The organism is Leptothoe sp. LEGE 181152, from assembly GCF_032906605.1.
In the GTDB taxonomy this organism is placed as follows: Bacteria; Cyanobacteriota; Cyanobacteriia; order Phormidesmidales; family Phormidesmidaceae; genus Leptothoe; species Leptothoe turfae.
In genome coordinates this window covers 35,451-47,742 of sequence record NZ_JASATU010000032.1, presented here as the reverse complement: position 1 = coordinate 47,742, position 12,292 = coordinate 35,451, and the positions used below count along the sequence as shown (strand labels likewise).

Here is a 12,292-nt window from a genome sequence, read left to right as displayed (position 1 = left end):
CTAGACGCTTGCTAGTAGTAGGTAGCTCCAACCATGTACCTACTACAACTACAGACAGTCATAAGCTAAGTTTGTTCCGATTACTTAGTGCGACTCTGGATCCTCAACATACTCAGCGTCTTCAAAGTCAGCTGTTTCGGCATCCATTTCCTCTTTGAAACCTCGTAAAGTTTTTCCGAGAGCACTGCCTAACTCAGGAATTTTTTTAGGCCCAAAAATTAAAACAGCGACAATGGCAATAATGCCTACCTCTGGCCAACCTAAACCGAACATGGCACCTTTCCATGAATGTTTCAATTACTATACCGTAGTCAATCGGGGCCTTAACTAGCCTGTAGTTTTAAATCGGTGATCCAAATTCAACTCGATCTTGAGGGAGCTGATCAAATTGTGTCGCTGACTGTGGAGTTTCAGATGGACGATTGTTGACTTCTGTATTTAGCCGTTCTGATGCAGCAGTGTCTACAGGACCGCTATAACATAGTAGGGTGAGATCCAATACTTCGTTGGGACGTACGGGTACAGCTAGTCGCTGATTTCTGGAAATATCAGCTGATGTGCTATCAGTCAGAAAGACGGGACAGGTTTGGGCTTGGATGTCTGATAGATGACGACTGTTGTTGCTAACGTTGCTTTGAGCGTAACCCGCTAATGCTAAGGTCAATGTTCCCAAGACTGCATTGCTGATGATGAGCTTAATATTCATGGTCACAGCATCCCTTGAAGCTACTTATATTTCTATTGAATCGTTAGCTTTAAGAGCGCGCATGTAACGGTTGCAAAAAGCAATATATTTTGCAACATTTTAGAAGTTGTCAGAATACTTAGTCGAGCCTTGCTAAGTCTGTAACAGACTGCAAGGCCCGGCTTTAGTATTAGTGCCTGTATCGCTGTTCTATCCAAATGCGCATTGCGTCTTCGGAATCGAATCGATTATGTTTACCACTGATGGGATCGTGTACGCACCAGTAGTTCCCTTGTTTGGTTTCTTTCACCCAAATGCGTAACTGATCTCCTTCAGTCAGGGATTTCACTAACCATTGACCAGCTGAATGCAGCCATTTGCTGGATGTTTGTCTGATTTTTTGGATTGGGGTAGGCTGCCACAGTCGCTCTAAGTACCGACGTTTAACTTCAAGTTCTTGCAAATTGGAGGGGTAAGTATTCATGGAAGCCTCCTAATGGAGTAGCGATTGCATATCCCTAATCTATGTACGAAATTTTGAATCATCAAAGCATAGGATAGATGGGAACTATCTACGAAATTAATAGCGGTGAGTATTGGGGCTTAATGATGGTCTCTGGCAGTCTTAGGAACTATGCAATCAATCCAGGTATCTGCCGTTCATCCTGTAAAATACTGGGCGGCCCATACTCCATTTGTAATGAGAAAGCTTTATTTTCTCCTGCCTGGAACTACTCGTACGTTTTACTGTGGTGGTCTTTTTGCTGAACTGAATACTCTGCAATTAGCTCAACAGATTTGTGAGGCTGACGTGGTTACCTATCGGCAGCGAGAGGACGATTATCCCTTTCTTGACGATCTTTTGCAGGAGAATGATCTCAGTCGTTTTATTTTTGTTGTTAGCTGGGGGTTTGATGTTCCTAAACAACTTAAAAAACTTTCTCATTGTCATGTGGTATATCATGCCCATAGCTCGGGGTATGGTTTTGTATTACCGCCTCAAGTGCCGATTCTTTCTGTGAGTCGTAACACTATGGGGTATTGGGGGATGCGATCGCAAAATTCCCTTATTTACTGGCTCCCCAATCAGTTACCTGCCAATGTTGTTAATCATCAGGTTAATCGAGATATTGATATTCTAGTGCAGGCAAGAAAATCGTCAGAATATTTAACTACTCAGTTAATTCCTGAATTACAAAAGAGCTTTAATGTTGTTGTGATCGACTCCTTTGTAGATGATTTAATGGCTCTCTTTAACCGAGCTAAGGTTTATCTCTACGATTCAGCTGAATACTGGGCGCAGTATCGCTTGACCGAAGGCTTTGGTTTGCCGCCTATGGAAGCATTGGCCTGTGGTTGTCAGGTCTTTTCCAGTGTCAATCATGCCCTGGCCGATTATCTTGACCCTGGGATAAACTGTCACAAAATTGCAGGCTATGCCACAGGCTATGATTGCCAGCGAATTGCAGCCGTGCTAGATAATTGGCAGCCTAATGATTTACCAGATGCCTTTTTTAACCCTTACCGTACTGAACAGTTAGTCCCTCGCATGGAAACTATTCTGATCGAACTCAACCAATTCTTTGACTATCGGCAAAAACAGCCATCAGATATTCCTGGTCTGACTCGCAAGCGACAACTTTACCTTTTTTACAACCGCGTGCAAGCAAAACTGGCAAAGCTTCAGACAAGGAGATAAAGCGGTTTTGAGTTCCTAGTTTTGAGTTGATCACCCGTTGTCAGGAATTTCTTAGTCAAAGGCTACTCATTCAAAAATCAAAACTGACTTGTGCCACATTTCTCCTGCATCTTTCTCATCTGATTCACAAGATAGTCTGTGCGTCCTAATTTAGCTTTTTGGTAGAGGCGTTCAAATTCCTGTTTGAAATGTTGTGCAACAGTGGCGTTTTCGATGATGAGGAGATTTTCATCATTTTTGTTGTTAGCGGCTTTACTCCAGTTATGAGATCCAATAACCACTGTGCGATCATCAATCAGGGCAAATTTGTGATGCAGCTTATCGCCGTCAGCTAGGTGTGGATAACCGACGGTTTTGATGGGCACATGCCACGGTTGATTATCTTTTTCATACTTGCAACGGTGATCGGGTAAACTCAGGCCGAGCATATCCAATGCCTCACTGTGGTAGCGATAGATGAAGCTGCGATCAATCAGGGTGCGGAGTTGAATTTTAGGATTGGCAGCTAGTGTATTGGCAATGCCTTGATCGGTCAACACAAACAAAGCTAGATCAGCGGACTGTTGTGCTTGACTAAGGGCTTGGGCAATGATGCCATTGGTCGTCTGTTCCCTGGGGGTATCAGCTCGGTGTGGTGAAAACTGCACTGTGATTGTGCTGCCTGGAAGAGAAACTGTTTTTAGAGATCGCATTGGCTTTGGAGATCCAAAGAGACTATCGGGTTGCCCTTCAGGACCGTCACCCCACATCAGATTAAATTCATCTGTGTAGGCAGTGGCGAGCTCTGCACTATTGATGTGTAAGAGTGCATTGGCATTGCCTTGGCTCTCAGGAATTAACCAGTCTCCATGAATGCCTGACAGGGTAAAGTTGGCAGAACCGGTGACTACCGTGCGATTGTCCACCACGATAAATTTATGGTGCATGAGGCCGCTGCCTTTGGTGCCGTCGGCAGTATCGTCCACGATGGGAATGTCAGCCTGGTGCAACATGAGGATGGCATCGCGTTTAGCTGCTTCATCGGGGGAAACGTGTCCGTCTGCATCTATGTCACCAAATGCAAACAAATTTTCGTATTTGCCTCGGCTGTAACTATCTTGTTGACGAATCCAGTTGCGATCGCGCCCGCTCCAACCCTCACTATATTGATTATCTAGAATCACCCTCACCGCTATTCCAGCCTGAGCCTTATTGATCAAGGCATTTGCCACATATGGCAGGTTTAGTTCTTGTACAGCCACATCAACCGAGATATTTGCCTGGTCAATGGCATCAAGCAATACTTGTTCTAAGTTTTCACCAGACCGTCGAATTTGACGATAGGGATCCTTATATCTATGGGTTTCTGCTTGATTAAAAAAAACTTGAACATAGGGGTCTTGCGGTAAAGGGCTGGGATCTCTATTACTTTTTTTCCAGCCTAGATAAGCTAATCCAAGGCTGCCAAGGGCAAGGGCAAGTAGGACAAAATGTCCCACTTGAAATCGGTTGAGCATTGCACCTGATGAATTCTTTAGACAGTCTTTAGTGAGCCCTGCCAAGCTGACCAATTAGCAGCAGATTGCTGCCTAATGCCCACGCTCAAAAACGTGTCCACTGATACGATTAATCACGTTATGCTGATTACACACAAAAAGCGCTAGTTTGCTATGCCAACTCCCGAATTTTTCCTAGAGGCAACCAAGTGGATGGGCCTCACTACGTTAGCCTTTGCGGCTCTGGCAGCGCTGGCGTTTATAGTCCAGTGGGGTATTCGATTCAGACTAGTAGGGGTTACTGGGTTTTGTGGTGTGCTGACAGCAGGTCTGTTTGGTCTGAGTTTTCAGCCCTTAGTGTCGACTACGATTGAAGGCTCGGTCTCCTACACAACTGTTTATGATTCTGGGGCAGCTCAGCTTGTTATTTCAGTTCCTGTAGATATTACAGAACCTGAGTTGGAAGCGACTTTGCGGCAGGCGGCGGTCAATTCGTTTAACCCTAGTCGTTTAGGTGGTGGACAAACTCCGATGATCCGGGCTCGTACTATTGTGCATCGTGACCCAGGTATCTCAGACTTGTTGTATCTGGGTAAGATTCAGCCAGATGTTAAATCAGAATCTGGCTATACCATTACCCTTTCTCGTTCTGATTTGGCTAGGGCGCGAGCGGCACTCCAGAACAGTTAGCTTGAATTGGGATGCCGTCGCTGCTGTTCTGGAATAACTGAATTTGATCCCTGGTATGTAGCTCTCCGTTACAGATTATTTTTGTAGCTGCTGCTAAATCTCTTAGGACTTTTATCGATTTGCTGAGAATCAATTATGTCTACGATATCGACGCTGATGGTGGCACCGTCTCAGGTGGTGCGCGGCTCCGGGATTTTATCTGGCAGTGGGTCACTGGTCGCCAGATTGGGGCAACGGCCATTATTAGTGGGGGGTGATCGCACTCTACAGGCGGCAGCGCCCTTTTTGACTGAGATGCTTCATGGTCTGCAGGTAGTCCAAGCGTCCTACCGAAATGACTGTTGTGAAGCATCATTGGCCCAATTGCGTCAGGCAGTGACGGATCATGGAGCTGACCTAATCATTGGTGTCGGTGGTGGTAAAGCCCTTGATGCAGCTAAACTGTTGGCCCATCAAACACAGTTACCTGTGATCACGATCCCCACTTCGGCAGCGACCTGTGCTGCTTGGACTGCACTATCTAATGTGTATTCTGAGCAGGGGGCCTTTCGTTATGATGTCGGGCTGCCGGTTTGTCCTAATCTATTGTTGTTGGACTATGAACTCGTTGCAACTGCACCTCAGCGCACACTGATTGCGGGGATTGGGGATGCGATCGCAAAATGGTACGAAGCCTCTGTCAGCAGTGGCCATTCTTCTCAAACCTTAATTATTGGTGCAGTGCAACAGGCTCGGGTCCTGCGAGATATCCTTTTCCAAAAATCAGCGGCTGCTTTAGAAAATCCTGGTGGAGACGATTGGCGGGAGGTGGTCGATGCTTCGGTGCTGATGGCTGGTGTGATTGGTGGTATGGGGGGTGCTCAATGTAGAACTGTCGCCGCTCATTCGGTTCACAACGGTTTAACCCAGATCCCCGCAAGCCACAGTATGCTCCATGGCGAAAAAGTAGCCTATGGTATCTTAGTGCAACTGCGCTTAGAGGAAATGGCAGCGAACAATGCCCTAGCTGTAGCTGCTCGCCAGCAATTGCTTCGGTTTTATACCCAAATTGGGTTACCAATGACCTTAAACGATCTGGGTTTAGAAGAAATGTCTGTCATGGAGCTACGGCAGGCTGCCGAGTTTGCTTGTCAGCCCCAATCAGATATTCACCATTTGCCATTTGCTGTCAGCCCTCAGCAGGTAATGGCTGCCATGGTTTCAACCACAGCCCCCTGTCGCCGCAGTCAGCCCGAGGCGTCCGTATCCCCATTGCCCAGCAAAGCCCAATCACCGTCACGCAAGTCATGAGGAGGTAGGCCATGACCCTAGCTTGGATGAAAAAAGCACAGCGACTTGAGCAGTTACCTCCCTACGCCTTTGCGCGTCTGGATGAGCTGAAGGCCAATGCGCGAGCCCAGGGCCTTGATTTAATTGATCTCGGGATGGGAAATCCTGGTGGCCCCACCCCTGCTCCAGTGGTAGAGGCGGCTCAGCAGGCCCTGGCTGATGCTAGCCAGCACGGCTATCCTCCCTTTGAGGGGACTGCCAGTTTTCGAAATGCCATTACAGCTTGGTACCGTCGTCGTTATGGTGTGAACCTTGATCCCGAGGGAGAAGCGCTGCCCCTGTTGGGTTCTAAAGAAGGTTTGACACACTTGGCGTTGGCTTATCTTGATCCCGGCGATACGGTGCTAGTGCCGACACCTTCGTATCCGGCTCATTTTCGGGGACCTGCGATCGCAAACGCATCTATCCATCCCCTGATGCTAACGCCAGAAAATGACTGGCTGATCGATATCTCCACCATTCCAGAAGCGGTTGCCCGTCGGGCCAAAGTTCTGTATTTCAACTATCCCAATAACCCAACAGGAGCTACCGCTCCCCGCGCCTTTTTTGAAGAGATCGTAGCCTTTGCCAAGCACTATGAAATTATGTTGGTGCATGATCTATGCTACGCCGAGCTAGCTTTTGATGGGTATCAGCCCACCAGCGTTCTTGAAATTCCCGGTGCTAAAGAATTCAGTGTCGAATTCCATACGTTATCTAAGACCTACAACATGGCAGGTTGGCGTGTAGGTTTTGTTGTCGGTAATCGCCACATTATTCAAGGATTACGTACCCTCAAAACCAACCTCGACTACGGTATTTTCTCCGCCATTCAAACTGCTGCGGAAACGGCCCTTAATCTGCCTGACTCCTACTTGGAAGAAGTTCGGCATCGCTACTGTACCCGGCGAGACTGCCTGATCTCAGGTTTGGCAGAATTGGGGTGGGATGTACCTAAAACCAAAGCTACCATGTATCTGTGGGTGCCGTGCCCTCCCGATATGACCGCCGCAGATTTTGCGTTCTATGTGTTGCAAAATACTGGCGTAGTCGTCACCCCTGGTAGTGCCTTTGGTGAGGGTGGAGAAGGATTTGTCCGCATTAGCCTGATTGCAGAAGAAGATCGCCTGAAGGAGGCACTCCAACGCTTGAAGGATGCGGGTGTACGTTACCCATCGTCAGTGACTGTCTAGGGCTAGTTTCACTGGTGATTTTGGCGCTGGGCATCCACAAGGGAGTGCCCCTACAGGACTGATGCAATCGCCTGTGCCGCTTGCAGAAATATACATCCTCTCTAAGCAACCAAGCGTTTTTGAGGATCTGCTGTTGTTTCCAAAATGGCTAGCTCAAAATTTCGAGCTAGCCTTAGGTGTATATTTGCCAAATCTTGAGCTTGACTAAAGTCAGTTTCTTTGACATCGGCTTGACCAAAATAAGTCTGATTAATCAGACTGTTCGTTAAGTTCGCTTTTTCTAGGTTTGCATGCCCAAAATAGGCCTCCGTCAGGTTTGCCTGGGACAGATAGGCATGGTACAAATTGGCATTCGCAAAATAGGCCTGGGTGAGATCAGCACCAATCAAGCAGCAGTGGCTAAGATTAGCTCCCTGAAAATTGGTTTCACATAGATTGGCTTCAAAAAGATAGGCGCGACTTAAATTGGCACCACTCAGGTAGGTGAGTCGTAGGTTAAACCCTGCTAAATCAACTCCTTGTAAGTCAGCGGCTCTCAAATTTGGTCGGATTTGGGCATTTTGCTGACGCCAGCGGTTCCACGCTCTGACACCGCTTTTCAAGATGTCTAGGTGTTCTGGGTGGGCCATATCTGTGACAGTGTAGACGGCTCATAACTAACTGATTACAACGCTGGTGACATGGCTGTCGGCCAGGTTGTTATTAGGAACACTACCGTTGCAATGATAGACAAAACCCCAGCAATCACGTTTCCCAGCAGAGAGCTGACCACGATTGCCAAACTTACCTTTGCACCCAATTTGCAGCGTGCGGCTAAGGCTAAATCACGGCGGTATAACATTTCGCCAAGAAAAGCCCCGATCATGGAGCCAAAAAGAAGGCCAAAGATAGGACCGCCTACGGGAAGGGCGGGTAGTAGCCCCAGCAGTCCGAGAATCATACCGATGATGGCTCCAATTTGACCCCAATTACTGGCTCCAACCTTTTTGGCCCCTAGGTAGCCGGCCAAGTAGTCAATGGCGGTAGTGATTAGAAAAATCGCGATCGCAACGCCCAGGGCAATGAGCACAGCTTGACTGAAGCCTGAAACAGCACCCCAAATTGCAATAGCCGCGACAATTAACCCAATGCCAGGAAATGCAGGAACAAATGCACCGACAATGCCAGCTACCATGACAATGAGAAGGACCCAATAAAGAACCATCAGCCCTATAGTCATATTTGCTTATCTATTCAAAAGTGCACGCCTACTTTTTACTCTAGCGGTCGATTGATAGACATGACAACGGTTTTTGTTTCGGGGATACCGTAATGTGTTGTTCTCTATTGACTCAAAGCACGCAGGAACTTTTGCACTTCACCCAGTAAACTCTTCTTGGGTTTGGGAGCCGCCTTCCCTTCGGTGTCTTCGCTGCCGTAGAGAATTTTTTCTAAGGCCTCGCTAGAGGGGCGTTCAGGCAATTCAGCTTTAAGCTCGTAGTCATCCCCGACGTCTTGCCAAACTTGCCAACCTTGGGGATGGCGACGCAGTACAGCAGAATCGGTCATGGGTCGGTAGTAATAGCACGAGGTTAGGGTGCTTAAAAATCGTTCGCGTAACTGACGCGCAGCATAGCCAATGCCGACAATACTGACATCTTCTAACTGAGGATTAAGCAGAACAACAGGACGATCTTGCGCCTCATTACAGAGTTTTTCCACATCCTGAACTTCCACCGCTGACGGATTGACAATTAGAAAGGCTTCATCATCGGGCGTAATAGCGGCTTGAATTTCGTTGATGCCACGGATGGTGAAGTCTGGGTTGTCCCAGTCGCGTCTAGCGAGGGCGGCTGCACCAGCATCAGGGAAATAGACTTTGAACTGCAGACCCAAGTCTTGGAAGAGGGTTAAGAAGCGTTCTGCGATGGGTTGTTGCTTGAGTTCTGGAATGACCATTTCTACCTGTAGGCGGATGATGCCATCTTCAATGGCTGCCTTGGTAGAGGCAATGGCTTGCTCGATGGTTGCTTCAAGGCTACTCGGCAGGTCAGACATGGTTGGATTTGTCGTTTTCAGAAATCAATCACCCTCTGATTATCTGCTTTTTTGGCAGCCTAGCATTTGAGTTTAATGATGGGGTTACCATTGACGTCCTTTTTATAAACGTCATCAACGTTCTCGTGGGTGGCTGCAAGCGTTGGAACTGATGGCTTCGTTATTTGATCCCTGCTGTAACCAGCTGCCTCATCATTACCCGTTCAATAATCTGTCTTACCACCATTGCTGTCCAATCTACATCAGCCTCCGTAGTCTGATGTCCAAGGGTTAAGCGAATACCTGTTTTAGCTGCTGTATTACTAAATCCCATGGCCTGCAGAATTGGACTCGGTGTCAGTTTTCCGCTATGACAAGCCGATCCTGCACTGATGCCGATTCCCGCCAAATTCAACTGACGTACCAGGGTTTTACCAGAGACCTGCTCCCCATTGGCATTGGGCAGATAGAAGCTGACATGATGCGGTAGCCGCTGCTGTGGATGTCCCGTCAGTAATAGTTCAGGATGACATTGCAACTGCTCAATTAATCGATCGCGCAGTTTTAGCAATCGTTGTTGTTCTTGAGAGAGTTCTTGCCTGGCCAGCTCCGCGGCTACACCAAAACCCACAATGGTGGGTACTGCTTGAGTCCCTGAGCGCAAGTGATTCTCTTGACCACCCCCGTTAATTAACGGCATCAAGTCAGTGCCCGGTTTCACATACAGTGCTCCCGCACCTTGTGGGCCGTAAATCTTATGGCTGGATATGGAGAGTAAATCTACACCCAGTTTTTGTACATCAATGGGCAAGCGCCCAGCTATCTGCACAGCATCGGAGTGGAAAAGGGGTTTAGAAATATGCTCACTGGCTTTAATTATCGCCGCAAGCTCAGCAATGGGCTGTATGGTACCTACTTCACTTTGTCCGTAAATAACAGAGACCAGTACCGTATCCTCTCGCAGTGCTTTGGCTAAATCTATGGGATGTACCTGACCATAGCAATCCACAGGTAACCGAGTGATTTGCCAGCCCCACTGTTCGAGAAGCGTGATGGGTTTTGCGATCGCAGAATGCTCCACCGCCGAAATAATCATATGGCGAGGCTTACGATACTGCTGCGCCACCCCCATGACGGCCAGGTTATTTGCCTCAGTGCCACTGGCTGTAAATACCACAGCATCTCCAGACGCACCCATTAGATCCGCCACCTGCATCCGTGCCGTTTCCATGACCGTAGCCGCCCGACTACCCCAGTTATGTAAGCTCGATGGATTCCCCCAGCTACTTTTCATAGCCGAGCCCATCGCCGCCATCACCTCAGCTCGCGGTGGCGTAGTAGCGCTGTAGTCTAGATAGATCTGCATAACATGCCCTGTCCTGCCTGCTTATGATATGCCGTCTTTCGACTGGTCAGAGCCCAGTTAAGTAAATGCCAGCATTGCTCACAAATTCACCTTATGGCCCCCTGGGTAACTACAAGGGCTTCATGGCCCAAGGGCACCCACAGGGGGATGTCCCTACCTAGATCTCCTCTGGCTCTTTACCCGAAACCACCGGAGCCGTCTTACTTAACGCTAGTTTTGGATGTTCTCCTTCCACTTGCTGACAGTTCCACTCATTGCGGAATAGCAACACCGGACGCCCATAACTATCCTTAACCGTTACTGTATTAAACAGCCGACCTGCATCGTGCAATGCGTCCCAGCCACCCGTCACCCAGCGAGCCACACTATAGGGCAACATTTCTATCATCGTATCGACGTTATATTCATTTCTCAGACGAAACTGCACCACCTCAAATTGCAGTTGACCTACAGCTGCCAAAATTGGATCTCGCTTTGACTCGTCTGCTGAGTACATAATCTGGACAGCGCCTTCTTCTCGCAGCTCTGTTACACCTTTGCGAAACTGCTTGAACTTAGAAGGGTTGGGGTTTTTCAAATAGGCAAATAACTCAGGCGAGAAAAATGGAATGCCTTCATATTCCAGCTTTTTGCCTTGGTAAATGGTATCGCCAATGGCAAACACACCAGGGTTATTGAGACCAATAACATCGCCTGGATAGGCCGCATCTAAAGACTCCCGTCCTTGGCCAAACAACTTTTGTGGATGGGATAGCCGTACATTTTTGCCGGAGCGAGCATGATTAACCACCATGTCCTTTTCAAAACGGCCAGAGCAAATGCGAACAAAGGCAACGCGATCGCGATGTCGTGGATCCATATTGGCCTGGAGCTTAAACACAAACCCAGAAAACTCTTCCCGGGTGGGGGGGACTAAACCCACGGTGCTTTCCCTAGGGCTAGGCTGTAGGGCAAAGTCTAAGAACGATTCTAAAAACAGTTCTACACCAAAGTTGGTCATCGCACTGCCAAAGAACACAGGGGTCATGTCACCTGAGTGCACGAGTTCCAAGTCTAGTTCGGGACCCAGTTCATCGAGCATTTCTAGTTCTTCTAAAAACTGACCGTAGACATCATCATCGCCAATCAGTTCTTCAATGCGGGGATCTCCCCATTCCAGAACCGTTTCCGTCGCAGCCTTACTACCGTGAGCCGAACGCTCAAACAAATGCACTTGTTTCTTGCGACGATCAAAGACTCCCTTAAATCGATCACCCATGCCAATGGGCCAGTTAACGGCGTAGGTAAATAGCTCTAGCTCTTTTTCAATTTCATCTAGTAGTGCCAGCGGTTCCTGACCAGGGCGGTCTAATTTGTTGAAAAAGGTAAAAATTGGCAGCCCACGCATCTTGCAAACCTCAAACAACTTACGTGTCTGTGGCTCCAAACCTTTAGCCGCATCTTCCAACATGACCGCATTATCTGCCGCTGCTAGAGTCCGGTAAGTGTCTTCACTAAAGTCTTGGTGACCGGGTGTATCCAGCAGGTTGATCCGATAGCCACTGTAGTTAAACTGCAGCACCGTCGAGGTAATGGAAATACCTCGCTGTTGCTCTAGCTCCATCCAATCAGAAACTGCATGGCGTTGAGCACGACGAGCCTTAACCGAGCCCGCTTCATGGATAGCCCCTCCATATAGAAGGAGCTTTTCAGTCAGGGTCGTTTTACCGGCGTCGGGGTGGGAGATGATGGCAAAATTTCGGCGCTGCTCAACGGCAGCATCGATATTGGCTGGAGACGATAGGGTGGAGGTCATGGAGATGTTTCAGCTCAGTGAGCATTGCGCGATCCCCAAGCTAAGCACTGGGGTATCCGTCATTG

At 48.2% G+C, this 12,292-nt stretch carries 13 protein-coding genes; 4 read left to right on the top strand and 9 right to left on the bottom strand.

What is annotated here, in order from left to right:
* Positions 1-84: 84 nt before the first annotated feature.
* From tatA to QGP82_RS17390, 3 genes are all read right to left on the bottom strand, one after another.
* Positions 85-273, bottom strand: a complete 189-nt coding sequence (gene tatA / locus QGP82_RS17400; RefSeq protein ID WP_163662576.1) for a twin-arginine translocase TatA/TatE family subunit — start codon at positions 271-273, stop codon at positions 85-87.
* Positions 274-340: 67 nt separating this feature from the next.
* Positions 341-706: a hypothetical protein gene (locus tag QGP82_RS17395; protein ID WP_163662574.1), complete on the bottom strand. Its 366-nt coding sequence runs from the start codon at positions 704-706 to the stop codon at positions 341-343.
* A 169-nt stretch (positions 707-875) separates the two neighbouring features.
* A complete protein-coding gene (locus tag QGP82_RS17390; RefSeq protein ID WP_163662572.1) occupies positions 876-1,169 on the bottom strand; it encodes a hypothetical protein in 294 nt (97 codons plus the stop codon).
* A 216-nt stretch (positions 1,170-1,385) separates the two neighbouring features.
* Between QGP82_RS17390 and QGP82_RS17385 the strand changes: the two genes are divergently transcribed.
* Positions 1,386-2,384, top strand: coding sequence for a glycosyltransferase (locus tag QGP82_RS17385; RefSeq protein WP_499060718.1), 999 nt, complete (start codon positions 1,386-1,388; stop codon positions 2,382-2,384).
* Positions 2,385-2,461: 77 nt separating this feature from the next.
* Here the strand turns inward: QGP82_RS17385 and QGP82_RS17380 are convergent, their stop codons facing one another.
* On the bottom strand, positions 2,462-3,880 hold the full coding sequence (locus tag QGP82_RS17380) for a phospholipase D-like domain-containing protein (RefSeq protein ID WP_499060491.1): 1,419 nt from the start codon (positions 3,878-3,880) through the stop codon (positions 2,462-2,464).
* 153 nt (positions 3,881-4,033) lie between these two features.
* On the opposite strand from QGP82_RS17380, the gene QGP82_RS17375 reads away from it, so the two are divergent.
* From QGP82_RS17375 to QGP82_RS17365, 3 genes are all read left to right on the top strand, one after another.
* Positions 4,034-4,549, top strand: coding sequence for a DUF2518 family protein (locus tag QGP82_RS17375; RefSeq protein ID WP_499060489.1), 516 nt, complete (start codon positions 4,034-4,036; stop codon positions 4,547-4,549).
* A 135-nt stretch (positions 4,550-4,684) separates the two neighbouring features.
* On the top strand, positions 4,685-5,839 hold the full coding sequence (locus tag QGP82_RS17370; RefSeq protein WP_499060487.1) for an iron-containing alcohol dehydrogenase family protein: 1,155 nt from the start codon (positions 4,685-4,687) through the stop codon (positions 5,837-5,839).
* A gap of 11 nt (positions 5,840-5,850) precedes the next feature.
* A complete protein-coding gene (locus QGP82_RS17365) occupies positions 5,851-7,050 on the top strand; it encodes an aspartate aminotransferase (RefSeq protein ID WP_163662564.1) in 1,200 nt (399 codons plus the stop codon).
* A 101-nt stretch (positions 7,051-7,151) separates the two neighbouring features.
* On the opposite strand, the gene QGP82_RS17360 is transcribed toward QGP82_RS17365, so the two are convergent.
* The 5 genes from QGP82_RS17360 to QGP82_RS17340 all read right to left on the bottom strand — a co-directional run bounded on the left by QGP82_RS17360 (position 7,152) and on the right by QGP82_RS17340 (position 12,227).
* Entirely contained in the window at positions 7,152-7,679 is a 528-nt protein-coding gene (locus QGP82_RS17360; protein ID WP_163662562.1) for a pentapeptide repeat-containing protein, read from the bottom strand.
* Between the two features lie 35 nt (positions 7,680-7,714).
* A complete protein-coding gene (locus tag QGP82_RS17355; protein WP_489670915.1) occupies positions 7,715-8,254 on the bottom strand; it encodes a DUF456 domain-containing protein in 540 nt (179 codons plus the stop codon).
* Between the two features lie 119 nt (positions 8,255-8,373).
* Positions 8,374-9,087 carry a DUF1995 family protein gene (locus tag QGP82_RS17350; RefSeq protein WP_163662560.1) on the bottom strand — a complete coding sequence of 238 codons (714 nt, stop codon included), beginning with the start codon at positions 9,085-9,087 and terminating at the stop codon, positions 8,374-8,376.
* Positions 9,088-9,247: 160 nt separating this feature from the next.
* A complete protein-coding gene (locus QGP82_RS17345; protein WP_163662558.1) occupies positions 9,248-10,432 on the bottom strand; it encodes a cysteine desulfurase family protein in 1,185 nt (394 codons plus the stop codon).
* A gap of 157 nt (positions 10,433-10,589) precedes the next feature.
* Positions 10,590-12,227, bottom strand: a complete 1,638-nt coding sequence (locus QGP82_RS17340; RefSeq protein ID WP_163662556.1) for a peptide chain release factor 3 — start codon at positions 12,225-12,227, stop codon at positions 10,590-10,592.
* Positions 12,228-12,292: the final 65 nt, after the last annotated feature.

Bases quoted from the DNA above. Each gene is read 5' to 3' on its own strand.
- tatA (WP_163662576.1), bottom strand. From the start codon at position 273: ATGTTCGGTTTAGGTTGGCCAGAGGTAGGCATTATTGCCATTGTCGCT.
- QGP82_RS17395 (WP_163662574.1), bottom strand. From the start codon at position 706: ATGAATATTAAGCTCATCATCAGCAATGCAGTCTTGGGAACATTGACC.
- QGP82_RS17390 (WP_163662572.1), bottom strand. From the start codon at position 1,169: ATGAATACTTACCCCTCCAATTTGCAAGAACTTGAAGTTAAACGTCGG.
- QGP82_RS17385 (WP_499060718.1), top strand. From the start codon at position 1,386: ATGAGAAAGCTTTATTTTCTCCTGCCTGGAACTACTCGTACGTTTTAC.
- QGP82_RS17380 (WP_499060491.1), bottom strand. From the start codon at position 3,880: ATGCTCAACCGATTTCAAGTGGGACATTTTGTCCTACTTGCCCTTGCC.
- QGP82_RS17375 (WP_499060489.1), top strand. From the start codon at position 4,034: ATGCCAACTCCCGAATTTTTCCTAGAGGCAACCAAGTGGATGGGCCTC.
- QGP82_RS17370 (WP_499060487.1), top strand. From the start codon at position 4,685: ATGTCTACGATATCGACGCTGATGGTGGCACCGTCTCAGGTGGTGCGC.
- QGP82_RS17365 (WP_163662564.1), top strand. From the start codon at position 5,851: ATGACCCTAGCTTGGATGAAAAAAGCACAGCGACTTGAGCAGTTACCT.
- QGP82_RS17360 (WP_163662562.1), bottom strand. From the start codon at position 7,679: ATGGCCCACCCAGAACACCTAGACATCTTGAAAAGCGGTGTCAGAGCG.
- QGP82_RS17355 (WP_489670915.1), bottom strand. From the start codon at position 8,254: ATGGTTCTTTATTGGGTCCTTCTCATTGTCATGGTAGCTGGCATTGTC.
- QGP82_RS17350 (WP_163662560.1), bottom strand. From the start codon at position 9,087: ATGTCTGACCTGCCGAGTAGCCTTGAAGCAACCATCGAGCAAGCCATT.
- QGP82_RS17345 (WP_163662558.1), bottom strand. From the start codon at position 10,432: ATGCAGATCTATCTAGACTACAGCGCTACTACGCCACCGCGAGCTGAG.
- QGP82_RS17340 (WP_163662556.1), bottom strand. From the start codon at position 12,227: ATGACCTCCACCCTATCGTCTCCAGCCAATATCGATGCTGCCGTTGAG.